23 protein-coding genes and 1 riboswitch are annotated in these 24,397 nt (G+C 73.5%); of the genes, 13 read left to right on the plus strand and 10 right to left on the minus strand.

Translation table 11 applies throughout. The annotated features are described in order from the left end of the window. Positions 1–446, plus strand: a 446-nt coding sequence (locus ACFQLX_RS24270) for an NPCBM/NEW2 domain-containing protein (protein WP_386418484.1), incomplete at its 5' end; no start/stop codon positions are given. 67 nt (positions 447–513) lie between these two features. Here ACFQLX_RS24270 and ACFQLX_RS24275 read toward each other — a convergent pair. After that, entirely contained in the window at positions 514–2,619 is a 2,106-nt protein-coding gene (locus ACFQLX_RS24275; RefSeq protein ID WP_386418486.1) for an asparagine synthase-related protein, read from the minus strand. Between the two features lie 743 nt (positions 2,620–3,362). Here ACFQLX_RS24275 and ACFQLX_RS24280 point away from each other — a divergent pair. From ACFQLX_RS24280 to ACFQLX_RS24305, 6 genes are all read left to right on the plus strand, one after another. Further along, entirely contained in the window at positions 3,363–4,805 is a 1,443-nt protein-coding gene (locus ACFQLX_RS24280; protein WP_386418488.1) for an MFS transporter, read from the plus strand. 129 nt (positions 4,806–4,934) lie between these two features. Continuing rightward, a complete protein-coding gene (locus tag ACFQLX_RS24285; RefSeq protein ID WP_386418490.1) occupies positions 4,935–5,819 on the plus strand; it encodes an SPFH domain-containing protein in 885 nt (294 codons plus the stop codon). A gap of 349 nt (positions 5,820–6,168) precedes the next feature. Further along, entirely contained in the window at positions 6,169–6,918 is a 750-nt protein-coding gene (trmB, locus tag ACFQLX_RS24290) for a tRNA (guanosine(46)-N7)-methyltransferase TrmB (RefSeq protein WP_386418525.1), read from the plus strand. 61 nt (positions 6,919–6,979) lie between these two features. Continuing rightward, positions 6,980–8,617 (plus strand): PrsW family intramembrane metalloprotease, encoded by a 1,638-nt coding sequence (locus ACFQLX_RS24295; RefSeq protein WP_386418492.1) that lies wholly within the window; start codon positions 6,980–6,982, stop codon positions 8,615–8,617. 226 nt (positions 8,618–8,843) lie between these two features. Beyond that, complete coding sequence (locus tag ACFQLX_RS24300) at positions 8,844–9,287, plus strand: hypothetical protein (RefSeq protein WP_386418494.1); 444 nt, start codon at positions 8,844–8,846, stop codon at positions 9,285–9,287. Positions 9,288–9,297: 10 nt separating this feature from the next. Next, a complete protein-coding gene (locus tag ACFQLX_RS24305) occupies positions 9,298–9,528 on the plus strand; it encodes a hypothetical protein (RefSeq protein WP_386418496.1) in 231 nt (76 codons plus the stop codon). A 9-nt stretch (positions 9,529–9,537) separates the two neighbouring features. On the opposite strand, the gene ACFQLX_RS24310 is transcribed toward ACFQLX_RS24305, so the two are convergent. From ACFQLX_RS24310 to ACFQLX_RS24340, 7 genes are all read right to left on the minus strand, one after another. Further along, positions 9,538–10,800, minus strand: coding sequence for an ABC transporter permease (locus ACFQLX_RS24310; protein WP_386418498.1), 1,263 nt, complete (start codon positions 10,798–10,800; stop codon positions 9,538–9,540). After that, positions 10,797–11,495: an ABC transporter ATP-binding protein gene (locus ACFQLX_RS24315; protein ID WP_386418500.1), complete on the minus strand. Its 699-nt coding sequence runs from the start codon at positions 11,493–11,495 to the stop codon at positions 10,797–10,799. The genes ACFQLX_RS24310 and ACFQLX_RS24315 overlap by 4 nt, the downstream gene beginning before the upstream one ends. Then, positions 11,492–13,039 (minus strand): peptidoglycan-binding protein, encoded by a 1,548-nt coding sequence (locus ACFQLX_RS24320; protein WP_386418501.1) that lies wholly within the window; start codon positions 13,037–13,039, stop codon positions 11,492–11,494. The genes ACFQLX_RS24315 and ACFQLX_RS24320 overlap by 4 nt, the downstream gene beginning before the upstream one ends. A 284-nt stretch (positions 13,040–13,323) precedes the next feature. Beyond that, the gene (locus ACFQLX_RS24325) at positions 13,324–14,406 is read right to left on the minus strand and encodes a M23 family metallopeptidase (protein WP_386418503.1); all 1,083 of its coding nucleotides are present in this window, start codon (positions 14,404–14,406) and stop codon (positions 13,324–13,326) included. Between the two features lie 11 nt (positions 14,407–14,417). Continuing rightward, positions 14,418–14,561: riboswitch (cyclic di-AMP (ydaO/yuaA leader) on the minus strand. Positions 14,562–14,844: 283 nt separating this feature from the next. Further along, on the minus strand, positions 14,845–16,176 hold the full coding sequence (locus ACFQLX_RS24330; protein WP_386418505.1) for an MFS transporter: 1,332 nt from the start codon (positions 16,174–16,176) through the stop codon (positions 14,845–14,847). 142 nt (positions 16,177–16,318) lie between these two features. Then, positions 16,319–17,347, minus strand: coding sequence for a cation diffusion facilitator family transporter (locus tag ACFQLX_RS24335; RefSeq protein WP_386418507.1), 1,029 nt, complete (start codon positions 17,345–17,347; stop codon positions 16,319–16,321). Further along, positions 17,344–19,566 (minus strand): SpoIIE family protein phosphatase, encoded by a 2,223-nt coding sequence (locus tag ACFQLX_RS24340; protein WP_386418509.1) that lies wholly within the window; start codon positions 19,564–19,566, stop codon positions 17,344–17,346. The genes ACFQLX_RS24335 and ACFQLX_RS24340 overlap by 4 nt, the downstream gene beginning before the upstream one ends. Before the next feature lie 196 nt (positions 19,567–19,762). Here ACFQLX_RS24340 and ACFQLX_RS24345 point away from each other — a divergent pair, with 196 nt between their 5' ends. After that, positions 19,763–20,212 carry a DUF7144 family membrane protein gene (locus tag ACFQLX_RS24345; RefSeq protein WP_386418511.1) on the plus strand — a complete coding sequence of 150 codons (450 nt, stop codon included), beginning with the start codon at positions 19,763–19,765 and terminating at the stop codon, positions 20,210–20,212. Between the two features lie 179 nt (positions 20,213–20,391). Here ACFQLX_RS24345 and ACFQLX_RS24350 read toward each other — a convergent pair whose 3' ends face one another. Continuing rightward, the gene (locus ACFQLX_RS24350; RefSeq protein ID WP_386418513.1) at positions 20,392–20,835 is read right to left on the minus strand and encodes a BBE domain-containing protein; all 444 of its coding nucleotides are present in this window, start codon (positions 20,833–20,835) and stop codon (positions 20,392–20,394) included. A gap of 33 nt (positions 20,836–20,868) precedes the next feature. On the opposite strand from ACFQLX_RS24350, the gene ACFQLX_RS24355 reads away from it, so the two are divergent. After that, on the plus strand, positions 20,869–21,024 hold the full coding sequence (locus tag ACFQLX_RS24355; protein WP_386418515.1) for a hypothetical protein: 156 nt from the start codon (positions 20,869–20,871) through the stop codon (positions 21,022–21,024). 24 nt (positions 21,025–21,048) lie between these two features. On the opposite strand, the gene ACFQLX_RS24360 is transcribed toward ACFQLX_RS24355, so the two are convergent. Beyond that, positions 21,049–21,261, minus strand: a complete 213-nt coding sequence (locus tag ACFQLX_RS24360; protein WP_386418517.1) for a hypothetical protein — start codon at positions 21,259–21,261, stop codon at positions 21,049–21,051. 471 nt (positions 21,262–21,732) lie between these two features. On the opposite strand from ACFQLX_RS24360, the gene ACFQLX_RS24365 reads away from it, so the two are divergent. The 4 genes from ACFQLX_RS24365 to ACFQLX_RS24380 all read left to right on the plus strand — a co-directional run bounded on the left by ACFQLX_RS24365 (position 21,733) and on the right by ACFQLX_RS24380 (position 24,224). Beyond that, on the plus strand, positions 21,733–22,545 hold the full coding sequence (locus tag ACFQLX_RS24365; RefSeq protein ID WP_386418518.1) for a hypothetical protein: 813 nt from the start codon (positions 21,733–21,735) through the stop codon (positions 22,543–22,545). A 172-nt stretch (positions 22,546–22,717) separates the two neighbouring features. Next, a complete protein-coding gene (locus ACFQLX_RS24370) occupies positions 22,718–23,245 on the plus strand; it encodes a YcxB family protein (protein ID WP_386418520.1) in 528 nt (175 codons plus the stop codon). Between the two features lie 299 nt (positions 23,246–23,544). After that, entirely contained in the window at positions 23,545–23,820 is a 276-nt protein-coding gene (locus ACFQLX_RS24375; protein ID WP_386418522.1) for a hypothetical protein, read from the plus strand. Continuing rightward, entirely contained in the window at positions 23,817–24,224 is a 408-nt protein-coding gene (locus tag ACFQLX_RS24380; protein ID WP_386418523.1) for a PIN domain-containing protein, read from the plus strand. Before ACFQLX_RS24375 ends, ACFQLX_RS24380 begins: the two co-directional genes overlap by 4 nt. Positions 24,225–24,397 lie beyond the last annotated feature (173 nt).

Genomic DNA, 24,397 nt, shown 5'->3' on the forward strand with positions numbered 1-24,397 from the left:
CCGCCCCGGCCTCGTACCAGGTGGGCACGCTGGAGTCGGACGTCTTCGGCGACGGCACCGGGCCCGAGATCGTCGTCAACCAGAGCGGCTTCTGGTGGCAGCGCCAGAACCTGCGGATCGGTGGGACGTCCTACGCGCACGGCCTGTCCGTGCACGCCCGCTCCTCGGTGGCCATCGACCTCAACGGCCTGCGGTGCACGTCCTTCGACGCCATGGCCGGTGTCGACGACATGATGGCCGGGCTCGGGACGGTGCGCTTCTCCGTCTACGGCGACGGCGCCCTGCTGTGGCGCTCGGGCTGGGTGGAGGGCGGCGACGCGGCGGTGCCGGTGCACGCGGGGATGAGCCCGAGCGTCAAGGCGCTGCGGCTGGTCGTGGAGCCGGAGCGGCTGCTCTACACCGGGACGGTCTCGGACTGGGCGATGTCGCGGATCAGCTGCCAGTAGGGCTGTGCACCCGTAGGGCTGTGCGCCAGTAGGGCCGGGGCTCTTCTGCGGCGGCTGTCCTCCCCGGCTACGGCAGGGAGGACAGCCGCCGCTGGATGCCTCCGGACACCGCCCGCTGCGGCGGCACCGCGCTCTCGCTCGTCCAGCACGAGCCGCGGCGCGCGAGCAGCTTGCGCAGCCACACCTCGGCGGAGACCAGCTCCGCGAAGCCGGCCAGCGGGACGACCGGGCCGGCGGATCCCGAGGCGCCGGCGGCCAGCGCGTGCAGCGCCTCCCGTACGACGCGGGCGTCGACCAGGCCCGCGTCCGCCAGCAGCGGGCGGTCGAAGAGGGCGCTGACCTCGTCCACCGCGAAGCGCAGCCCCACCCGGGCCGCGGCGGCGTGCACGCCGGGGGCCGGGGCGCCGAAGCCGGGGGGCAGTTCGCGGATGCCGGCGCCCTCCAGCACCGAGCGCAGGGCGGCCGCCCGGGCGCCGGGTTGGACGCGCAGGGGCTCGGGCAGCGCGCGGCAGGCCCGTACGACCTGGTTGTCGAGGAAGGGCACGTGCAGCCGCTGGCCGCGTACCTCCACCGCCATCTCCAGCACCCGGTGGTCGTGCGCGCGCCGGGCGAGGGCGGCGGCGGCGCGTAGTTCGCCGGGGCGGGCGGAGGGGGCGGCGCGCTCGGCGGCGGCGGTCAGGCGAATCGATACTTCTGCCAGCGCCTCCCCCGTCAGCCAGCGGGCCGCCGGGCCGGGGCGCGCCCAGGTCATCGCCGCCAGCGAGGCCCGTACCGCGCCGGGCGGGCCCGGGGGTGTCCAGGCGGGGTCGTCCAGCAGCAGCTCGGCGGCCTCCTGGACGCCGTCGCGGTAGGACGTACGGGCCAGGCGGCGGGCGGCGCGGTAGACCGTCCACGGGACCAGCGCGGACTGCGGGGTGCTGCGGGCCAACGCGCCCAGCGGACGCACCAGATGGCGGCGGCGTCGGTCCAGCAGCAGGTCCGCCAGCCGGGCCGGGTGGGCGTCCAGGACCTCCCGGGCGCCCGCGCCCAGCAGGTGGTCGGCGCTGCCCGCCGCGAGGCGGTGGCGGTGGCGGGCGAAGACGGCCAGGGAGGGGGCCGGTTCGTCGGTGAGCGGGATGGCGGCGAGGTCGGCGTAGGGGAGGGCCTCCTCGTGGGCGGCGACGACGACGTGGTGCAGGCGGGGGTTCTCGGCGACGGCGCGGGCGCGCTCCAGCTCGGCGGTACGGACGGGGGTGGGCCGGGTGGCGAGGTCGTTGAAGGTGAGCGCGAGGAGGCGCTCGCCCTCCCCGGAGCCCAGGCCGCGCGGGGTGCCGGGGGCGCCGGGCAGGCCGGCGGCGAGGAGGGCCAGGGTGCATGAGGCGGGGCCGCCGGAGAGGTCGGCGCCCAGGCCGGGGGCGGGGCCGCGCCGGCCGCGGCGCTCGTAGGGGCCCATGCCCGGCACCGGGCCGGGGTCGCGCTCCTCGGCGGCCGGGGCGTGGCGGGCGCCGGCGAGGCGGGCGCGGACGGAGTCCACCAGCGCCTCGCGTACGCCGCGCAGGGCCGCCTCGCCGTCCAGCTCGGGGGCGGCCACGGCGAGGGAGGCGCGCGGTTCGTAGCCGGTGACCTCGCGGGCGCCCTCGCGCAGGATCAGCGCGTGGCCGGGCGGCAGGCGGTGCACGCCGGCGTAGGGGGTGCCGTCGCCGACGGCCTCCGGGGACTCGGGGCAGGCGAGTTGGGCGGCGAGTTGGGAGATGTCGAGCTGGGCTCCGACGAGGTCGGCGAGGGGCATGGCCGCGGTGCCGTAGGCCGTACCGCCCTGCCAGGGGGTGTGGAAGACCGGGCGGGCGCCCGCCAGATCGCCCAGGACGGTGGTGCGGCGGTCGACCTGGGCGACGGCGGTGTACGAGCCGGGCCAGGCGGAGAGGTGGCGCACCGCGCCGCCGCGGGCGGCGAGGAGTCCGCCGCGCAGTTGGCCGTCGTCGGCGCCGCAACAGCCGAAGACCGCCAGGCGGATGGCGGGGGAAAGGCTGACAACGCGGATCTCGTCGGGGCGCCAGTCGCCGACCGCCCACAGCGGGTCGGGGCCGTCCCACAGCAGGCGCCCGCCCAGGGGCTGCACCTCGTGGCGCCATCCGCCCTCGCCGGGGAACGACGAGCCGGCGGCGGTACTGCTCCAGCCGACCAACCACCGCATCGCGCCTCCACAGCCTGTGGACAGGGAAGGAGGAGGGCAGCCGGTCCCGCCGTGCGCGGGGCCGCGTCAGCGGGTGGTGCGGTCGGTGCGCGGCACGGTCCTGGGACGCGCGCTTCGCGCTCAACACGCGTACGGGCGTGGGGTGCTGCCTCTTCTCCGCCCCCATGCTGCCACGGCGCCGCCCGATTCGAGCGCCACTGCGGGACGTACGTGGCGCGTCACACCCTGTGGGGCCGCCGAGACCGGACAAGCGGACGTCAACCGGCGCACGAACGGCGGTATTCGGCCAATCTTCGCGGGCGCGGCCCGCATCCGGGCAGGCTCCCGCGGACCGGGAGGCGCCCTCCGCCCCCCGGCCCCCGTACGCCGTCCGCGGGGATGGGGACGGCGGTGTCTCCGGCCCGTGCCGCCCGGGCCTGACGGGCCCGAGGCGGGCCGTCCCCTGCTCGAAGAGCCCGGGGAGGGGCCGATCCACGCACCGTCCATGCAAGCGCCGTACGTTCGCCGCGCCCAGAGCGCATCGGCGGCGCACGGCCACACGGGGGCGTCGCACGCCGTGGAGAGGGCGCCCGGTCTGCCGGTATCCCGCCATCCGGTTCCGATGGCGGGGCACATCCCCTTAACGGTGCCGACATGGGGAACTACGCTGGGTGCACATATGCCTCTGCCATGAACTCCCATGGCTGCGGGGGCGGCTGGAAGCAACAGGCGGCGCGTGCGTCTGCACAGGTCGAGGGGTGCCCATGAACGTCAAGGAACCACGCGGGCCGAACGAGAAGCTCGGCTCCCTCCTCGCCCTCGCCGGGATCAGCAACGCCGGCCTGGCCCGCCGGGTCAACGACCTGGGCGCGCAACGGGGGTTGACCCTGCGCTACGACAAGACCTCCGTGGCCCGCTGGGTCGCCAAGGGCATGGTCCCGCAGGGCGCCGCGCCCCATCTGATCGCGGCGGCGATCGGCGCCAAGCTGGGGCGCCCCGTCCCGCTGCACGAGATCGGCCTCGCCGACTCCGATCCGGAGCCCGAGGTGGGGCTGGCCTTCCCGCGCGACGTGGGCGCCGCGGTGCGCTCCGCGACCGAGCTGTACCGGCTCGACCACGCCGGGCGGCGGGCGGGCGGGGGCGGCATCTGGCAGTCGCTGGCGGGGTCGTTCGCCGTCAGCGCGTACGCGACGCCCGCCTCGCGGTGGCTGATAACGCCCGCCGACGGCTCCGTCGCCCGCGAGGGCCCCGACGGGCCCGACGTCCGCAAGGGCCCCGACGGATCCGCCGTGCGCGTCGGCCACAGCGACGTGGCGAAGCTGAAGGAGGCCGCCGAGGAGGCGCGGCGCTGGGACTCCAAGTACGGGGGCGGGGACTGGCGGGCGTCCATGGTGCCGGAGTGCCTGCGGGTGGACGCGGCGCCGCTGCTCCTGGGCTCGTACAGCGACGAGGTGGGCCGCGGCCTCTTCGGCGCGGCGGCCGAACTGACGCGGCTGGCCGGGTGGATGGCCTTCGACACCGGCCAGCAGGAGGCGGCGCAGCGCTACTACATCCAGGCGCTGCGGCTGGCGCGGGCGGCGGCGGACGTACCGCTGGGCGGGTACGTACTGGCGTCGATGTCGCTGCAGGCGATCTACCGGGGCTTCGCCGACGAGGGGGTGGATCTGGCGCAGGCCGCGCTGGAGCGCAACCGGGGGCTGGCGACGGCGCGCACGATGAGCTTCTTCCACCTGGTCGAGGCGCGCGCGCACGCCCGCGCGGCCGACGGCGCGGCGGCGGGGGCGGCCCTGGCGGCGGCCGAGGGCTGGCTGGAGCGCTCGCGGGCGGGCGACGCGGATCCGGAGTGGCTGGATTTCTACACCTACGACCGCCTCGCGGCGGACGCGGCGGAGTGCTACCGCGATCTGCGGGCGCCCCACCAGGTGCGGCGCTTCACCGAGCAGGCGCTCTCCCAGCCGACCGAGGCGTTCGTACGCTCGCACGGGCTGCGGCTGGTGGTCTCGGCGGTGGCGGAGCTGGAGTCGGGCAACCTCGACGCGGCCTGCGCGGCGGGGGCGCGGGCGCTGGAGGTCGCGGGGCGGATCTCCTCGGCGCGGACCACGGAGTACGTACGGGACCTGCTGCACCGGATGGAGCCGTACGGGGACGAGCCGCAGGTGGCCGAACTGCGGGAGCGGGCACGGCCGTTGCTGGTGGCTCCCGCCTGAGTTCATTTTGAGTTCACTTCGAAGGGGGCGGGTGTTCGCCTCCGGCTTCTGCGGGGTTCTTCCGCCGGGGCCACGTTCCGCCGTGACAGGCGTTTTTGCCACGAGGGCGGGCGCCGCATTGGGGGGAACGTGTTCTTCTTCGCTGTCCTGCTGTTCATAACCGCCGCTGCGCTGCTCGTCCTGCGGCGGATGCGGATCGGGCGCCATCTGGGGTGGATCGCGCTGGGGGCCTTCGGCGCGGGCGGGCTGTCGCTCCTGTTCAGCTGCCTCTTCGTGGTCGGCGCCGCCGAGGTCGGGGTGCCTGTGACGCTGGGGAAGGTGGGGGAGCCGATGCGGTCGGGCACCCACTTCGCCTCGCCGCTCACCAGCGTCGCCACCTTCTCCACGCGCGCCGTCAACCTCGACCTGGGCGGCGAGGACTCCGTCGAGGTGCGCTCCTCGCAGGGCGGCGTGATGACCGCCGACGTCACCGTGAAGTGGACTGTCGCGCCCGACAAGGCCGTTGACCTCTACCGGCTGGCCGGCGACGAGGACTCCATCGAGGAGCAGCTCATCGTCCCCGACACCCGCGAGATCATCCGCAACGTCTTCGCCGCCCACACCAGCGAGGAGGGCTACGCCTCCGCGCGGGTGGCCATCGCCGGCGAGATCGCCGCGCAGGTCGAGGCGCGGTTGGAGCCGCGCGGCCTCACCGTCACCACCGTGAACCTGCGCAACGTCAAGCCGTCCAAGGAGCTGCAGGCGCAGATCGACCGCACCATCCAGCAGGAGCAGGCCACCGCGCGGGCGAAGGAGGCCGCGCGCACCGCCGAGGCCGAGGCCGAGCGCCGCCGGATCGAGGCGGAGGGCATCGCCCGCGCGAACCGGATCCTCAACGGCTCGCTCTCCGACCGGGTGCTGGCCAGCCAGTGCATCGACGCCTTCGAGAAGGCTGCGGGCAAGGGGGCGGTGTACGCGGTGCCGTGCGGGGACGGGAGCCGGACTCCGGTGATCGTGGACGGGTCCAAGGACTGAGGGGGGTGGGGGGATTCTTCGCGTTGGGGGGCGGGGCCTCTCCGCGACAACTCCGAAAAGCCATAGGGATTGACTTGCCATCGGTCGATTTGCTGCTCTGTCGGGGGCCTGCGTTGCGGTGCGTCTTTTCGGAGTCGTCGCTCCGGGCCCCTCACACGGGCGGGTGGGTTCCTGGTGCGCTCGGGGTGCGTTCTTGGGGCGGGCCCCTGCCTTGGGTGGGCGGGTTCCGTACGGGCTGCCTTGGATGGGCGGGTTCCGTACGGGCTCGGGTGAGGGGTGGGGTTGTGGATCGTAGGATTGGGGCATTGTGTCTGAGAACTCCCCCACCCCCGAAGAGCGCCCCGGTCCGCTGACCGGTAGGGGCTCCGTGCGTCCTACGCCGAAGGTCACCAAGTATCCCGGTGGGCCTGCGGCCGATCCGGCCGGATCGCACCACGAGCGGCGTATTCGCTCCTTCCAGCCGCGCCGCAGTCGCGTCACCGCCTCGCAGGAGGACGCGCTCAAGCGGCTGTGGTCCGTCTGGGGGCTGGATATCGACGGGCGGAGTGTGCTTGATCTCGATCAGCTCTTCGCGGGGCGTCCCGTGGTGCTGGAGATCGGGTTCGGTATGGGTGAGGCGAGCGCCGCGATGGCCGCCGCCGATCCCGGTACGGGGCTGCTCGCGGCGGATGTGCACACTCCTGGTCAGGGCAATCTGCTGCGCCTGGTGGAGGACGCGGGGCTGAGCAACGTACGGGTCGCCAACGGTGACGCGATCATCCTGCTGCGCGAGATGCTGCCGCCGGAGTCGCTGGCCGGGGTGCGCGTCTACTTCCCCGACCCCTGGCCGAAGAAGCGCCACCACAAGCGGCGGATCATCCAGCCCGAGTTCCTGGCGCTGGCGGCCTCGCGGATGGCGCCCGGTGCGGTGCTGCACTGTGCGACGGACTGGGAGCCGTACGCGGAGTGGATGCTCGAGACGCTGACGGCGGACGAGCACTTCGCCAACCTGTACGCCGGCTTCGCGCCCCGGCCCGACTTCCGCCCGCGCACCCGCTTCGAGGGGCAGGGCCTGGGCAAGGGACACACGGTGCGCGATCTGCTCTTCCGGCGGGTGTGAGCCGGGTCTCGGGGGCTGCGCACCATCGCCTTCTGTCGTAGGCAGTGGCTAGGGTCGTGGGGTGGAGTACGTGGAGCACGGAGCCGAGAGCACGGAGCAGCCCCGCGCCGGGGGGATACCGCCGCTGACCGCGGAGGGGACCGGTCCTGAGGCGGTCGCCGCGGGGGCGGTCGCCACGGTGCCGGAAGGGATGGTTCCGGTCGCCCCTCCGCAGTGGCAGCCGCAGGTCCCCCGGCGCCGGATCTGGCAGCGGCGCGCGCTGGGGCTGACGCTCGTCTTCGCCGTGCTGGCGGTCTGCGGGCTGGTCATCCTGCTGCAGGTGCACGAGCAGACCGGCACGCAGGGCTTCCTGGTCGGCCTCGCGCTGGCGACGCTGCCGACCCCGCTGCTGCTCCTGGCCTTCCGCTGGCTCGACCGCGTCGACCCCACCCCCTGGCGGACGCTGGGCTTCGCCTTCGCCTGGGGTGCCTGCGCCGCGACGCTGGTCTCGCTGCTGGCCAACAGCTTCGCCGCGGAGTGGATCGCCACCGGGCTGCCCGTGGGGCGCGTCCGCGAGGTGGACGTATGGGCCGCCTCCCTCGTCGCGCCGGTGGTCGAGGAGACCGCGAAGGCGGGGGCGCTGCTGCTGATCTTCCTCTTCCAGCGCCGCCACTTCGCGGGGCTGCTCAACGGCATCGTCATGGCCGGCGTCATCGCGACGGGCTTCGCCTTCACCGAGAACATCCTCTATCTCGGCTCGGCCTTCGCCGAGGACCGCGCCCTCGGCTACGACACCCCCGTCTCGACGACGGCGGTGACGTTCATCGCGCGCGGGATCTTCTCGCCGTTCGCGCATCCGCTCTTCACCGCGATGACCGGGCTCGGCTTCGGGCTGGCGGCGCTGGCCGCGCGTGAGCGCCGTACCCGGGCGCGGCGGATCCTGCTGCCGCTCGCCGGGCTGCTGGCGGCGATGCTCATGCACGGCATGTGGAACGGCTCTGTGGTCTTCGGCGGGGTGGGCTTCCTGGCGGTGTACGGGCTGTTCATGGTGCCGGTGTTCGGGCTGCTGATCTGGCTGGCGGTGTGGGCGCGCGGCGCGGTGCTGCGGACGGTCAGGGAGCAGCTGACGCGCTATGCGCAGGCCGGTTGGCTGACGCCGCCGGAGCCGACGGCGCTGTCCTCGGTGGCCGGGCGCAAACTGGCCCGCGACCTGGTGCTGCGCACGCACGGCAAGCCGGGGCGGGCGGCGGTCGCGGCGTACGAGACGGCGGCGACGGAGCTGGCGCTCCTGCGCTCCCGGGCCGAACGGGGCGACGCGGCCGGGGACTTCACGACCCGGGAGGCGGCGCTGCTCTCGACCCTGGCGCAGCACGCGGAGGTCGCGCGCCTGCCGCTGACGCAGGCGGCGTGGGCGGTGCGCGGGCCGGTGGCGCCGGTCGCGCCGATGGGGTGGTACGGCCCTCCGGGCGGGTACGGAGCGCAGGCTCCGTCGGGCGGGTACGGAGCGCAGGCTCCGTACGGGGTGCCGGGGGGTTACGGGATACCGGGGGTGTACGGGACTCCGGCAGCGTACGGAGCACCGGGCATGCATGCCCCGGCACCGGGGACACCGGCCGGCTACGGCCCCCCGGCACAGGCCCCCTACCCGGCCCCGCACCCCCCAGGCGCCTCCTACCCCCCACCCCCACGCTGGGGCACGGGCGGCGGCCGCTACTCCTGACCTCCGCCGGCCAGCCCGTGACACATCGGTGACAGGAACCGTTCTGCACCACCCCCGCGGGTGACTTCGTGTGACAGCCCGGAAACCGCCGGCTTGATCGCCACCCGCCCCGGGGATCTCCGCGCCGTGATCGACCCGCGACCGGCGCGGGCATGCGGACCGGAGGTACATGATGCGAGTGAGCGGATCAACTCGTCGCTGGAGCAGGTCAATCGGGCGCGGGGCAGTGGCGGTGCTCGCGGCGATGGCGACCGCGACGGCGTTCGCGAGTCCGGCCGAGGCCAGCGCAGTGGGCTACGCCAAGGTCGACAAGTTCTGCTACGAGACTGCCGGACGCAGCATCTGCCTGCCCTCCACCACCCTCGGCCACTTCATCAAAGGCGACGGCCGCACCATCACCCGCCAGGAAGCCTCCGTGCAGGACACCCTGGGCGCCGACACGGCCGGGGGCAAGTGGTGCAACTGGCGCATCGACTGGCGGTACGCGACCACGAGCGGAAAGACCTACCGGGTCAGCAAGGGGACGATGCACCACTCGTGTGGCGCCTGGCGCGCCATCGGCCGTGTCGATCGGGGGACTCGGACGTTGAGGCACTACGGCAAGGCCTGCGCCGTCTTCTGGGCGGCATCGAAGGTCCGGGCCGTCCAGTGTCACCACATCGTCGAGTGAGGTGGGTCGTATGCGGCGGGGGCGTTCAGCACGCGAGGCACGGACGGTGCGCTGGGTGGTGATGGCGCTCCTCGCCGTCACCGGCGCCGCGTTCGTCGTCCCCCTCGCCCTAGCACTGCTCCCCACGGCGTGGGTCGGGACGTGGTCGGATGCCGCGTACAGCCGACTCGTACTCGCGGTGGCAGCCCTGGCCTGCGTGGCCGTCGCGTACCGCACGCGACGGGGACGGCGATCCGGATAACGCGGACCTCTACCTCCGCAGTGCCTCCACCGGCTGGATGCGGGAGGCGCGCCACGCTGGGTAGAGGCCCGCTGCCAGGCCCGTGGCGAGGCCGATCAGGGGGGCCGCCGCGACCGTGGCGGGGTGCAGGACCGGGGTCCAGTCGCGGGCCATCGCCACGCCGACCACCGTGAGGGTGCCCAGGCTCGTGCCGACCAGGCCGCCCAGCGCGCCCAGTGCGCCCGACTCCGCCAGGAACTGGGCCGTGATGTGGCGGGCGCGGGCGCCCAGGGCGCGGCGCAGGCCGATCTCGCCCGTCCGCTCCAGGACGGCGACCAGCGTGGTGTTGGCGATGCCCACCGCGCCGATCACCAGGCAGATCCCGGCGAGCAGCAGGAAGAGCTGGCCGAGGTCGGAGCTGACGTTGCCGCGCAGCTTCCTGGGGTCCGGCGGGGGTACGGACTTGAGGTACTCGGGGTGGTCGGGCCGCAGCGCCACCGCCGTCTCCGCCGCCACCTGCCGCGCCGCGCCCAGCTCCGTGGCGACCAGCATCTGCGCGTCGCCCGCCCCCGCCGGCCCCCACACCTCCTCCGCCGTGCGACGCGGCACCACCACCGACAGCAGCAGGTCCGCCTTGCGCTCCACGTCCCCGACGATCCCCACGACCGTGAAGGGCACGTCGCCGATGAACAGCGCCGGGTTCGTCTCCAGCGTCGTGATCCCCAGCCGCGCCGCCGTCCCCGCGCCGATCACCGCCACGCGCGCGTGCCGGTCGGTCCCCTCGTCGTACGTCCGCCCCTCGACCAGGGTCACCGCCGCCGCCCGCAGCACCCCGGGCGAGGCGGCGACCACGTCGATGCGCTCGCCCTCCACCCCGCCCGCGACCGGCGCCGAACGCACGCTCGCCGCCAGCTCGTTGCGCACCGTCCAGTAGACGCCCGCCGCCCGTACGCCGTTGACCCGGCCCATCCGGGCGTCCGCGTCGGCCGGGAAGACCGGCCCGGTCAGCTGGTCGGCGTCCTCGACGGCCGACTGGACGGTCACCTCGGTGGCGGTCAGCGCGTTGAAGCGCGAGTCGATCTGCGAGGAGGTGGTCGCCGTCAGGCCGAGGATCGCCACGAAGGTGCCCACGCCCAGCACCGTCCCCAGCGCGGTGAGCGCCGAGCGCGCCGGGCGCTGCAGCATTCCGGCGGAGGCTTCGCCCAGCAGGTCGCGGGGGCTGAGGGCGGAGGCGGGCAGGCCGGTGCGGCGGCGGCGCAAAAACGCGGGCCGCCGGAGTGCGGGCCGCCTCACGCCGCGCTGCCTTCCCGTACGCGCTGCTCGCTCAGCACACCGTCGCGGATCGCGATCGTACGGGCCCCGCGCGCGGCCACCTCCGGATCGTGCGTGATCATCAGAATCGTCATCCCGTCCGCGTGCAGCTCGTCCAACAGCCCCAGGACCGCTGCCGCGTTGGCCGTGTCGAGGTTGCCCGTCGGCTCGTCGCACAGCAGCAGTGCCGGCTGCGGGGCCAGGGCGCGGGCGATGGCGACGCGCTGGCGTTCGCCGCCGGACAGGCGGGTGGGCGGCGAGTCCATGCGGTGCGCCAGGCCGACGCGGGTGAGTGCCTCGCGGGCGCGCGGGAGGCGCTGGGCGCGCGGGACGCCGTTGTAGACCATGGAGAGGGTGACGTTCTCCAGCGCGCTGCGGTGCGGCAGCAGGTGGAAGGACTGGAAGACGAAGCCGATCCGCCGGCCGCGCAGCGCGGTGCGGTCGGCGTCGCGCAGGGCGCCGGTGTCGTGGCCGTCGAGGAGGTACGTGCCCTCGGTCGGCGCGTCGAGCAGCCCGACGATGTTCAGGAAGGTCGACTTGCCGGAGCCGGAGGGGCCGACGACGGTGACGAAGTCGCCGCGCTCCACGGCGAGTTCGCACGGCCGCAGCGCGGCCACGGGGGGCGGGCCGGGGTAGGTGAGGCCCACCTGCCGCAACTCCACGACGGGGACGCTCACTTGGCCTCCCCGTTCTTCACGCCGGTGATGACCTTCTCGCCCTCGGCCAGCTTCGCGCCGGCGACCGGCTCGACGGCGACGAAGCCGTCGCCGGCCGTCCCGGTCCGTACCTCCACGCGCCGCCGCGCGCCGCCTTCTGCCAGCACGGTGACGGTCGTACGGCCGTCCGCTCCGGCGGTGAGCGCGGTGACCGGGACGACGAGGGCCTTGCCGTCGGTGCGGGCCGCCTCGATCGTCAACCGCACGTCCTGGCCGACGAGTTCGGCGGGGAGGCGCTTGTCCGGGTCGATGCGCAGCAGGTAGCCGCTCTGGCCGGGCGCCTGGGCCGCGTCGCCGCCCTGCCCGCCGCCCTGGCCGTCCCCGCCACCGCCGCCCGGCGCACCGGGCAGGCTCATCGACGTGGCGACGGAGGCGACGTGCGCGGCGGCCTCCACGCCGGTCAGCTCGGAGAGGATGCGTACCCGCTGGCCCTTGCGGACCAGGCCCTTCTGGTACTCCTGCAGGTACGCCTGGACGATGAGCCTCCCGGCGGAGACCGTCATCACGGTCCCCTCGACGCGGGAGCCGACCCGGCCGGGCACGGCGTCGACGCGGGCGGGGAATCCCTGGAGGAAGACCACTTCCCCGGCGGGGAGTCGGGGTCCGGCGGCGGACTGGGCCTCGGTGAGCGCCTGGCGCGCCTTGGCGAGGTCCTGGCGGGCGTAGCGCAGGGCGCGGTCGGCGTCGGCACCGGCGCCCTGCGCGTCCGCGGCCTCCTGCGCCTCCTCCACGGCGCGGCGGCCCTGCGTCACCGCGTCCTCGGCGGCCCTGATGCCGTCGCCGTTGTCGTCGAGCGCGGGGAGGGGGTCGTAACCGATCGCCGTGTAAAGGGAGTTGAGCGCGCTCTTGGTTCCTGATCCGAAGACACCGGCCGCGTCGGCGCCGGTGCCGTGCCCGAGACCGCGCAGGGCCTGCTGCAACTGCCGTACGTCGTCGCCCTCGGCGCCGGGCTTGAGGTCCCGGTAGACCGGCACCCGCCCCGGCAGGACGAACACCGGGCGGCCGGAGACCTCCATCAGCAGCTGGCCCGCCCTGAGGGTGTCGCCCTGCTTGACGGCCAGCTTGGTGACGACCGGCGCGGCGGCGCTCTCCCCGCCGGATACCTGCGGCGCCACGTCCACGCTCTGCCCGGCGCCGACCTGCCCGCGCACGATGACGGAGGAGGTCAGCACCCGGTGCTCCACGGGCGCGGTCAGCACGGACCGCTCGGGCGGCCCGGCGTCGGCCGCCGCCTGCGAGGGCGACTTCACGAGGGTGGAGGCGACGACCCCGGCGGCGGCGAGAAGCGCGGCACCGACGGCGACGGCGCCGATCCAGCGCCGCCGGCGGGCGAGGGCGGGGGGGCCGGCTTTCGCGGGCCCGGCTTTCGCGGACTCGGCTTTCGCGGACTCGGGGGCCCTCACCTGGGCGGGCAGCGCCCCCCGAGGCAGCACACCGTCCGTCCCCTCCAAGCTCGCCAGGTCGGCGGCAGAGCGCTCCGCCAACGTCTCGGTGTCCTCGTGCACGGGGCAACCGTCCTTTGTCGCGCTGCTCGGAAGGAGTCGTCAACTCTCTTCAACTGACGTCGCTGGCAGGTTACTTGTTACACCGATCTTGCCGCCGAGGTCGCCGGTTCCGCGACCGTGGCCGAAATACGCGGTCCCCGTGTCCGGGTCACCGCGCCGGGCCGCGGACATGCCGAGCGGCCCTGATGTCGGGGGGTGTGCCATCAGGGCCGCCGGCGTTTCGGGGGCGCGCCGCAGGCGCCGGGGTGGGCGGCGGGGGCGCGCGGGGTGCTATGGGGCGGGGGTCAGACCGTGGCGCCGTGGTTGCGCAGCCAGGCCATCGGGTCGACGCCGGCGCCGCCGCTGGTGTGGACCTCCAGGTGCAGGTGCGCGCCGCTGACGTTGCCCGTGGCGCCCACGCGGCCGATCACCTCGCCCGTCGTGACCTTGCCGGAGGACTTCAGGATCGACGAGAGGTGGTTGTACCAGACCTCGGTGCCGTCATCGAGGGTGACGATGATCTGGTAGCCGTAGGCGCTGCCGGCCCAGCCCGCGCTGGTGATCGTGCCCGTGTGCACGTTCTTGATCGGCGTGCCCGTCGAGGCCGCGAAGTCCAGGCCCGTGTGGTAGCCGCTGGACCACATGTCGCCGGCCTGGCCGTAGACGGCGGTGATCGAGTAGGAGGAGAGCGGGGCGATGTAGCTCGCCGCCAGCTTGGCCAGGCGCTCCGCCTCGGCCTTGGCCTTCGCGGCCTCCTCGGCCTTGCGGCGGGCCTCCTCTTCCAGGCGCTGCTTCTCGGCCTCGGCCTCCGCCTTGGCCTTCTCGGCCTCCGCGGCCGCCTTCTCCGCCGCGGCCTGCTTCAGCGCGGCCAGCTCGGCGGCGTCCGCGGCGGCCTGCTGCTCCTCGGCCTGCTCCAGGATGCGGGCGCGCAGCGCCTCGCCGGAGTCGACCGCGGTCGTGCCGTCCTCGCCGGCCAGGCCGACCTGGGTGAGCGGGGTGCTGGCGGTCGTCGTGGTGGTGGTGGCGCCGTCCTCGTCCGAGAGGAGCGAGCCCACGCCGGGCAGGGAGTCGGCGTCCGGGAGGCTGCCCGCTATGCCGTGCGCCACGTCCGCGACGGGCTCGGGCATGGAGATCGCCACCGGCGGCTTGGACTGGGCCTGCGCCATGCTGCTCGCACCGACGGCGGCGAAGACGCCGACGCCGAGGACGGCACCGCTGCGGGCCATGCTGCCCCGGGTCTGCTTGGGAGCGCGGCGGCGACCGCGCGAACGCGGGTCGTCCTGACCGGGTGTCCACTCCTCGCGGGGCCAGGGGCCGTCGTCGTACCCTTCCTCATTGAGGACATAACCGTCGTACGACGTGCTGGGGCCGGGCCTGTGTGACGCCACGTGGGCGTGCTCCTTTCCTTCCTTCACGTCTACCGGGTTAGCTGACGGGTTCGGAGCAGGAAGGTCTCCTACGGGCCTGGCCCCGTGAGGGGTTGGGCCCGATTCACCCCAAGGTGGTGGTTCCCCGGTTCCCTTGGGCACAGCGGTGGCTCTGGTGTCCCAGCGGCCGCGGAGGCGGCTGCTGCTACGGGTGCTGCGCTCTCGGAATTCGACATCGGCGCACGGTGCCGTCTCTTGCGACGACAGTGACGACCGCGCTGCGTTATCGAACGCTAGTAGAGACACCCCCGGGATTCCAAGTCGTTCCAGCAGGAGAATTGGCCGCCGGCCAGGGATTTTTCAGACCCAACCCACCTCAAACCGGCAAGTAGGGTTGAGATTTGATTACGGCCACCGCGGACATGCGTGCGCCCCGTGCTCCGAAGGGAGAGCGCCCGGTCACGGAGAGTGCGACGGCGCCTTGACGTCCGCCGCCGCCCCCGCGACCACCGCGCTCCCCCCGCCGACCGCCCCCAGCCGCCGCGCGCACGTGCGGGACTGGAGTGCCGACAGGGCCGCCAGGACCGCGCCCAGCGCCAGCCAGCCCGCCGGGCCCGCCGCCAGGACCGCGCCGGTGAGCAGCGGGGGGCCGGCCGACTTCTGGACGGACTGGGCCATGCCCGCCACGCCCAGGTACGGCGCCCGCTCCCGCTCCGGTGCCAGCGCGACCGCCAGCTCCCAGGAGCTGACCGAGCGCATCAGCTCCGCCAGCGTGACCAGGACCGCCGCGGCCAGCAGCAGCGCCGAGTCCCAGCCCGCGCCCAGCGGCGTCCAGGGCCCCGAGAGCGCGAGCAGTACGCAGCCGGCGGCGATCAGCGCCCCGTAGCGGCCCAGCGCCCGCACCGCGCCGGGCGTGCCGTAGAAGCGGCGGGAGACGGGGAGTTGGAGCAGGACGACCATGACCGTGTTGACCACCAGGAAGGCCGGGATCAGCGCGTGCGGCGCGTCCGTCGCGGTCACCAGCCACAGCGGCAGCCCGACCATCAGCACGCTGTCGTCGAGGTGCATGGGCACGTCGAGCAGGACGAAGCGCAGGTAGCCCCGGTCGCGCCACGGGCTGCGCACCCCCGCGCCGCGCGCGTCACCGGAGCCGGAGCCCGAGCCCGAGCCGGAACCGGAGCCCGAGCCGGCGCCCGAGTCGGCAGCGCGGGGCCGGGCCGCCTTCCGCAGCCGGGTGCACCGCACCAGCGCCGCCGACACCGCGAAGGACAGCGCGTTGGCCAGGATCATCCAGCGGTACGCCTCCAGCGCCAGCCCCAGCGCCGCCGCCCCCGCGCCCACCGCGTAGCCGGCGTTGGCCGCCGTACGGAACAGGGCCTGATAGGTGCCGCGCTCCTCCCCCGCCACCTCGGTCGCGAAGACCATCTCCAGCGTCTTCGCCGCCCGGTCCGCCGCGCAGGTCAGCGCCACGACCGGCAGCAGCGCGGCGAAGGAGTCGAGGGCGAGCAGCAGCCCCACCGTGGCGATCCGCAGCAGGTGGCAGCCGACGAGCAGGGTGCGCACCGGGACGGCCGCCGCCAGCCGTCCGGCCAGCGGGGAGCCGGCGATGCCCGCGACGCCGCCGAGGCCCAGCAGCAGGCCGATCTCGCCGGCGTCCAGGCCCGTGACGAAGGTGAAGTACAGGACGCGGGAGGCGGACCAGACGCCGTTGCCGGCGCGGTCGAGGAACTGGGCGACGAGCATGGTCCGCGCATCGCGTCCGCCCGGTGGATAGCGCAGTTGTGCGATCACGCCCCGCCGGTCGCGTCCCCGTCCCGTGCCGCGCATCCCGTCCGCCCCTCCGCCGCCGGCCACCCCAAGATATCTTGACGTCAAGATATCTTGGGGCAGTCTCGCCGGACCGGGCGGCCGCCGTCAACGGGAATTCGCCGCCTCACCCCTTCCGGGGCGGCAGCCGGCTCGGCTCCGGGTCGAGGTAGACGTGCTTGATCTGCGGCCACCGCGTCCGCAGCCCCCGCTCGATGCGTACGCACGCCTGCTCCACGTCCCCCGCGCTCACCATGTTGTGGAAGTCCACCTTCGCCGCGACCAGCGCCTCCTGCGGCCCCTGGATCAGCGTCACCAGGTCCCGTACGGAGTCCACCTCCGGCTCGCTCAGCAGCACCTCGCGGATCCCCTGGCGCGTGCGCTGGGGCAGCGAACGCCCGATCAGCAGCTCGGCGTTGCTGCGCCCCAGCGTCCAGGCCACGTACACCAGCAGCACGCCGATGAGCAGCGAGGCCACACCGTCCCAGACGTGGCTGCCGCTGAGCTGCGCCCCCAGCACGCCGCCGCCCGCGAGCACCAGGCCGACCAGCGCGGCGGAGTCCTCCATGACGACGGCCTTGACGGCGGTGTCGGGGGTGACCTTCAGATAGTGCCCGGGCGAGGTCTTGAAGTGCCTGGCCTCACCGCGCAGTTGCTTGATCCCCGTGTGCAGGGAGAAGCCCTCCATGACGAAGGAGACCGCCAGCACGATGTACGAGATGACGGGGCTGCCCATCTCCCCGTCGGAGTGGGTCAGGGTGTGGATGCCGTCGTAGACGGCGAAGACCGCGCCGCCGACGAAGGTCGCCACCGCCGCGAGCATCGCCCAGATGTAGCGGGCCGCGCCGTAGCCCAACGGGTGCTCCTCGTCGGCCGGTTGCTCGGAGCTCTTCAGCGAGACGAAGAGCATCACCTCGGTGACGGTGTCGGCGAAGGAGTGCGCCGCCTCCGAGAGCATCGCGCTGGAGCCGCTGACCAGGCCGGCGACGACCTTGGCCAGCGCGATGCCGAGGTTGGCGAGCCCGGCGACGATGACCGTGCCGGTGGACTCACCGCCGGACTTCCCCTTCCCGCCCGGCTCCGCTTCCCCCGACGGCTCCGCTTCCCCCGACGGCTCCGCTTTCCCGGCCGGCTCCGCGCCCTGTCCACCGCTCATGCCGTGTCCTCCGTTCCGGGCAGCGACTGCTCCGCCCACACCGTCTTGCCCCGGCCCGTCTGCCGGATGCCCCAGTCCCGGGCGAACTCGGCGACCAGGAACAGCCCGCGTCCGCCCTCGTCGTCCTCGGCCGCCTGGCGCAGGTGCGGGGAGGCGTTGCTGTTGTCGGTGATCTCGCAGATCAGCGAGTGGTCGCGGATGAGCCGCAGTTCGATGGGCCCGGAGGAGTAGCGCACCGCGTTGGTCACCAGCTCGCTGGTCATCAGCTCGGTGGTCGCCACCAGTTCCTCCAGCTCCCAGCTGGTGAGCTGCCCGGTGACCAGGTGGCGGGCCTCGGCCACGCTCTCCGGCTCCCGCGGCAGCGTCCAGGAGGCGACCTGGTCGGAACCGAGCACGCGGGTGCGGGCCAGCAGCAGCAGGACGTCGTCGCGCGCCGGTTCGCTCGGGACGAGCGTGCGGACGGCGGCGTCGCAGGCCTCCTGCAGGGTGGGCGCGGAGTCGAGGGCGGCGCGGACGGCGGCGGCGGGCTCGCCGGGTGCGAAGGCCGCCTCGGCCAGCATCTGGCTGTAGAGCGCGAGCACGCTGCCGGCGGGCACCTCGATCCGGGTCTGCGGGTAGCGCACCTCCCCGTGCCCGCCGAGCAGGGGGCCGCCGGGCATCGAGACGGTACGGGCCTCGCCGTCCGGGGTGACCAGCACCGGCGGCGGGTGGCCGGCGCTGGCGAGGGTGCAGACGCCGGTGACCGGGTCGTAGACGGCGTAGAGCAGGCAGGCCAGCAGCGGGTAGCGCTCACCGGACGCGGACGGCCCGTCGTCGCTGGCCCAGCGGGGCCACTCCTGCGGCTCGCCGCGTACCGGGTCCTCCGCCAGCTCGGCCCGCTCGGCGCCCAGCCGCATCGTCAGCTCGTGCATCCGCTCCAGCAGCTCGTCCGGTGCCATGTCCAGCGCGCCCAGCGCCGAGACGGCGGTGCGCAGCCGGCCCATCACCGCGACGGCCGCCAGCCCCTGTCCGGCCACCTCGCCGACCACCAGGCCCACCCGGGAACCCGAGAGGGGCAGCACGTCGTACCAGGTCCCCCCGGCCGCCACCGGCAGGTAGGTGTGGGCGGTACGCACCGCGCTGTGGTGCGGCAGCCGGGGCGGAACCAGGGAGCGCTGCAGCAGGCTGGCGAGGGTGTGCTCGCGGGTGAAGAGGCGGGCGTTGTCGACGCAGACGGCGGCGCGGGCGACCAGTTCGGTGGCGACCGCCAGGTCCTGCTCGTTGAAGGGGCGTTCGTCGTGGCAGCGGAAGAAGGAGGCGATCCCCAGGACGACGCCGCGCGCCGTCATCGGGACGGCGAGCAGCGAGTGGGCGCCCGAGTCCGCGAGCAGCCGCAGCCGGGCCGGATCGCGCCGCAGCCAGGCGTCCTCGGGGTGCAGGGTGCGTACCAGCCGGGGCCGCAGGTCGGCCAGGCTGTGCGCGAAGGGGGTGTCGAAGGACATCGTGCGCACCGCGCCCACCGGCTGGTTGCTCTTGGAGAGCATGTCGGTGGCGGCGAAGCCGGCCCGGCGCACCGTCACATCGGTCACCGGTCCCGGCGCGGGCGCCTCACCGTGCACCACCGACTCCAGTACGTCGACCACGGCGCGCCCGCCGAGCGCGGGGACGGCGGTCTGGGCCAGCTCCTGCGCGGTGCGGAAGATGTCCAGGGTGGTGCCGATCTCGTTCGCCCCCCGGTGCAGCAGCTCCAACCGCGCCTGGGCGCGCGCCCGTTCGGTGGTGTCGCGCAGGGAGACAGCCACGCCGAGCGGGCGCCCGCCGTCGCCGGCCAGCCGGAACGCGGAGAGCGAGAGGGAGCGGTACTGCTCGGGGCTGGGGTCGAGGGTCCGCTCGATCACGGGCTCCCCGGTACGCAGCACCCGGCGCAGCCACACCGCGACGGTCTCGGAGTCGCCCAGGTGGGGGGTGTCCCAGTCCAGGGGCGGGCGGGGTGTCTCGTGGAAGGGGGTGGGGCCCCGGTCGCCGGTCTGCAGCAGGCGCAGGTCGGGGTCCAGGACGTACACGCCGAGGGGGACGGCGGTGAAGAGGGCGCCCAGGACGGCGGTCGCGAGGGGGGAGCCGAGGGAGGGGTCACCGGGGGAGCCGTGGGGGGAGGTGCGAGTCGCGTCCGTATCGGCGGACTTGGCGCCGGAGTGCCCGGTTCCGTGCTCACCGGGGCCGTGCCGGTCGGCCTCGCCCATGCTCACCACTCCTCGCGCCCGGCCCTGTTCCCGATCCTGGGACGCGCCCACCGCTCCCGCAACTCGGCGCGATGCCCGGCGGGCGCGCCGCCCTCACCCGAACGGCCTACAGCCGCTCGCCGCCCCCGCCCCCCGCACCGACGCTGGGAGTACGGCCGGCCCACCAGTCGGCCCCTCGCGCAAGGGAAGTGAAGCCATGAGCGCATCGAGCACCCCGCCGGCCGGATCGGCGGCTCCGCGCAGTACGTCATCCGAGTCCACGCGCAATGCCTGGGCGACCGGCGGAAGTGTCTTCGCGGCGGTCCTGCTGCTCCTCTACGGAGCCATCGGCATCATCCAGGGCATCGCCGGCATCGCGGACGACGACGTCTACCGGCAGGTCGGCGACTATGTCTTCAAGTTCGACACCACCGCCTGGGGCTGGATCCACCTCATCCTCGGCGCGATCGCCTTCGCCGCCGGCTGGGGCGTCCTGAAGGGTGCGACGTGGGGACGGGCGATGGGTGTGGGCCTGGCGGTGCTGGTCGCGATCGCCAACTTCATGTGGCTGCCGTACCAGCCGCTCTGGGCGATCATCGCGATCGGAATCGCGGTCTTCGTGATCTGGTCGCTGTGCGCGGAGCGCGGCGGCCGGCCGCTGGTCTGATTCGGCGGGCGGACGCCGACGGTCGCGCGCGGACGCGCTGACCCACTGACGCCGGTGCGGCGGGGCCTCCCCGCCGCACCGGCGTCGCGGTGCCCGTACCGCGGCCGAGCCGACCGCGCCGACGAGCGGACACCTCCCCCGCGGGCGTCCGCTCCCGGCGTCCCGTCCGGCCGTGGCGCTCAGCCGCGCGGCGGGATGCTGTGGTTGACGCGGAGGGTGTTGCGCGGGTCGTAGCGCCGCTTGACGCGGGTGAGGCGGACCCAGTCCTGCGGACGGTAGGCGGCCCGTACCGCCTCGACGGAAGTGTCCTGGCTGTTCGGGAAGTTGGGGAAGTCGGGGAAGTCGAGGAGGGCCCCACCGGTCAGCGAGGGCGCCAGCGCAAACCCACACTCAGCGTCGCCGACCCCATCATCATCATCCGCTTCAACCAACTGATCCCAGTCCCCTTCACCGAACTCCTCAAGCGCCGCCAAGGACACCAGGTCCGGCAAACCGCCGCCCCCACCTTCCACTCGCAGATCCTCGGCCCGCACTTCGAAGAACCAGCCCGCACCTGGGCGCACCACTACGCCGAGAGTGAGCTCAGCCTTGGCCCCGGCGCTGTGGGCACCACCGATCACCACGACGCCCGTGGTCGCGCGATCTCCACGACGCCCGTGGTCGAGCCAAGCACGCACTCGACGTCGCCGCCCCCGCCCCCCGCCGCCGAACCGCACACCGGAAACCTGCCCATCGCCCTGCTGGACGAGGCAAAGGCCACCGACCGCCCACCCGGGGTGTCCGACCTCGAACACCTGGACCAGTGGACCTGACGTCCAGCCGGCGTCGGGCCGGACTCACCCGTGCGCCCGCGCGGTCAGGTACGGGTCGCGGCGCAGTACCTCCCGGCTGCCCAGAAGGGTGCCACCCGCCAGGCCCGCGGCGGGCAGCAGCAGCGCGGCGGCGAGCCACAGCGGACCGGGCAGCGCGTCCGCCGACGCGATCGGCAGTCCGAGCACCTCGCTGAGCGGGCCGGCCAGCGCAACGGAGAACACACTGCCGGCAAGCACGCCCAGTACCCCCGCCGCGCCAGCTGCTCGAAGCGCACGGCATCCACGGCCTCGGGATCAACTGCCAGCCGATACCCCCGGATCCCAACTCCACGGCCCTGCCGTCCCCGAGCGCCCGCCGCAACCGCGAGACGAGCGACTGCAGTGCGTTCCCCGGATCAACGGGCCCGCCCCCGTCCCACAACTCCCGAACTCCCGCACGAGCACCCCGACGCCCCTGCCCCCGCACCTCTACCTGCTACGTCCCCAACACCCCTATGCACACGGGGGACATGCCCGTCGGCCGGAAGGAGGGGACAACCGGGCCCGGCAAGCGCCCGTACCGGACTACGCGCCTCTCCCTCTCTCGGACGGGCGCTGGACACCAAGAGGCATCGCATCGGGACCCGGCCGACAGAGACCAATCCCGAGGCGCCCTGCATCACCGAGAATCCGGTCGTCGCCCGCACAGTCACGATCTACGGTGACCCAGTGCACATCCTCGACGATCCCGCGCTCTCGCCCCGCGTCCGACGCTTCCTGGACGCTCACGGGCGCCGCATTCGGGCAACGCCGGCCGACTGGATCCGTACGAACGCCACGGTCGTGCATGCCGATGGGCGACAAGAGCGCGCCCCGGAGCAACTCATGGATGCCATGGTCGCGTTCGAGGAGCGCTATGGAGGGCTTTGGTACCCAGTCCTCGGCGGCAACGGGATGGAGCACGGGCTGGACGGCGAGGCGACAGCCCACTGGAGCGAACGGGGCTGGATACTGCCGGGTGCCGTTATCGACGGGGACTGGACCTGGGGCGTCGACGTCCTGATCGACGGACGGACGGCCATGCGCCTGCCGGACGACAGAGCCTCGCACCGGATCATCGATCGCAGCGTCGAGCAGCGGATCGAGTCCCACGCACTCGTGCACAGCGTACGAGAATGGGCGCATCGCCACTCCCATCTGCTCTCCATGGGTGACGAACCCGCTCTCGACACCAGCGGATTCCCACCACCGGTTCCACAGGCCAGTGGGCCGTCCAACACATGGTGGGCCGACGAAGACCACGCGATCCACTTGCAGCTCCACACCTGGTGGCAGCCCGAAGTCCGTTGGATCCTGCGCTGCTTCACCCGGCACCGGCAGGAACTCGACCACATGGCAACGCTGCTGCCCGCGTCGGATCCAAAAGCCGTGCCACCGCGCGACTGGTGTGAACTGTGCGGGCACTTCCGCATGGAAGGGGAGCCTTGCTTCCCGGAAGGGCCCGCAGACGACGGCCGGAGCGTTCCGCGGACGCGTACCTGAGCGCCAGGGGTCGAGTAGCGGTATTCAGCTCTCGACCCAACGCCACCACGGGACGGCCACACTCTGCGGAAACGACCGGAGCAGCGCCCGGTCGACCTTCACCACCAAGACCGTGCACCGCCCGGCCACCCCTATGATCGCGACGCGATCGCGCGACGAACTGGAGGCAGTAATGCGGGAGTCGACCGCCGTCGAGTTGGCCTACATACCGACAGCAGCCGACGCGGTGGGGGCGATCCGCGCACGCGCACGCGTCACCCGACTGGGACGGCTGACCAGAAGAACCTATCTGGCCTGCACCCTCGTGATGCTGCCAACGCTGGCGGTGCACCTGACCGTGCCGGACGACCCCGACCCCGTGCTGACCGCGCTCTCCCTCGTACTGCTGCTGCTCTGCCCCACGATGCACTTCCTCCCCCCCTACCTCCAGGGCAAGCAGATCTACCGGATGGTCGCCGAACAGGGGGAGTTCCGCACCGTCGTGGACGACACCGGGATGCGCATGGTCTCCCGGGACAGCGAGACGACGTACCACTGGCCCATGATCGGCAGATACACGGAAACGGAGACCCTGTTCGTCCTGCTGACACCCGACAAGCACGGCGTCGGCATCGTCATCCTCCCCAAGCGCGGCGCCACGGGGCCGGCGGACCTCACACGCCTGAGGACCACCCTCGACAGGAACACCGCCAGGGCCTGACCGGTCAACCGGCTCCCGGCCGGCACGGATCCAGCAGCGGCATCGAGAGTTTGAATCCAACGGACATCAGCGCAACGTCGAACTGCCGCGCGGCGACAGCACCTTGCCCGATGGCTCCAGGGGGAGCAGGGACACGGTGGGCATGCCGGATGACCAGAGGCTCAAGACGGTGGACCATCCGGGCATGATCCCAGCACCGCGCGGGCGAACGCACCGGGGTTTCCACCGAGGCACACTGCGGCCTCCCCACCCTCTCCACCACCCCGACATGTAACAGTTTCTGTAATACACTAATTCCCATGAAGGCCCCCCGCCCCGGCAGCACGGAGAACATCTCCGTCTCGATGCCCTCGGAACTCATCGGTGCGCTTCGCATGCGCACCGGCAAGCGGGGCATGTCCGCCTATGTGACCGCGGCGGTCCGCCACCAGCTGGCGATGGACGGACTCGCCGAGATCGTGGCCGCCTACGAAGCCGAGCACGACCCGCTGAGCGAAGCCGAGGTGCGGGCCGCACAACGCGAGCTGTTCGGCGACGTACAGGAGCCGTACGCCTCCGGCGACAGCGCCGCATGACGGCACCTGCCGCCAGGTCCCTGGTCCTGGACGCTCAGGCGCTGTCGCTCCTCCTGCGCAACGACCGCCAGATGATCACCCGGATCGAGGCCGCACGACGCACCGGCGTGCCCGTACTCGTATCCGCCCTCACGATCGTGGAGGCCGTGTACGGAAAGACGGACACCGCCCGACTGCACTGGGTGCTCTCACGCCTCCAGGTTCAGGAGGTGACCCCGGCGGACAGCATCACCGCGGTGCGACTGCTGCACGACGCGGGCGACCTGCACGGCCACAAGTACGCCATCGACGCCCTTGTCGCCGCGATGGCACTCCGCTCTCCCCCGCCCGTCCTGGTACTGACCTCGGATCGCGACGACTGGCGGAAACTGTGCGGGGATCGCATGCAGGTCAAAGACGTCTGACCAGGCACATCCGTCGCACAGCTGAAAAAGCGACACCCTGACTCGCGTATCCGGAGGAAGAGCAGCTGCTTGGCGACGGGAGACTATCGCCAGAGACACTGAGGCTTTGCCAACTTGCCTGCTGTGCTGAGGAGTTGGGCTGGCGCATGAGTGAAGCCCCTGGTAGACGGGTT

This window comes from Streptomyces polyrhachis (assembly GCF_042663125.1).
GTDB lineage: Bacteria > Actinomycetota > Actinomycetes > Streptomycetales > Streptomycetaceae > Streptomyces > Streptomyces polyrhachii.

What these genes read in the sequence shown, in the direction of transcription:
- ACFQLX_RS24275 (WP_386418486.1), bottom strand. Translation starts at nt 2,619, where the DNA reads ATGCGGTGGTTGGTCGGCTGGAGCAGTACCGCCGCCGGCTCGTCGTTC.
- ACFQLX_RS24280 (WP_386418488.1), top strand. Translation starts at nt 3,363, where the DNA reads ATGAACGTCAAGGAACCACGCGGGCCGAACGAGAAGCTCGGCTCCCTC.
- ACFQLX_RS24305 (WP_386418496.1), top strand. Translation starts at nt 9,298, where the DNA reads ATGCGGCGGGGGCGTTCAGCACGCGAGGCACGGACGGTGCGCTGGGTG.
- ACFQLX_RS24335 (WP_386418507.1), bottom strand. Translation starts at nt 17,347, where the DNA reads ATGAGCGGTGGACAGGGCGCGGAGCCGGCCGGGAAAGCGGAGCCGTCG.
- ACFQLX_RS24340 (WP_386418509.1), bottom strand. Translation starts at nt 19,566, where the DNA reads ATGGGCGAGGCCGACCGGCACGGCCCCGGTGAGCACGGAACCGGGCAC.
- ACFQLX_RS24345 (WP_386418511.1), top strand. Translation starts at nt 19,763, where the DNA reads ATGAGCGCATCGAGCACCCCGCCGGCCGGATCGGCGGCTCCGCGCAGT.
- ACFQLX_RS24370 (WP_386418520.1), top strand. Translation starts at nt 22,718, where the DNA reads ATGCGGGAGTCGACCGCCGTCGAGTTGGCCTACATACCGACAGCAGCC.
- ACFQLX_RS24375 (WP_386418522.1), top strand. Translation starts at nt 23,545, where the DNA reads ATGAAGGCCCCCCGCCCCGGCAGCACGGAGAACATCTCCGTCTCGATG.
- ACFQLX_RS24380 (WP_386418523.1), top strand. Translation starts at nt 23,817, where the DNA reads ATGACGGCACCTGCCGCCAGGTCCCTGGTCCTGGACGCTCAGGCGCTG.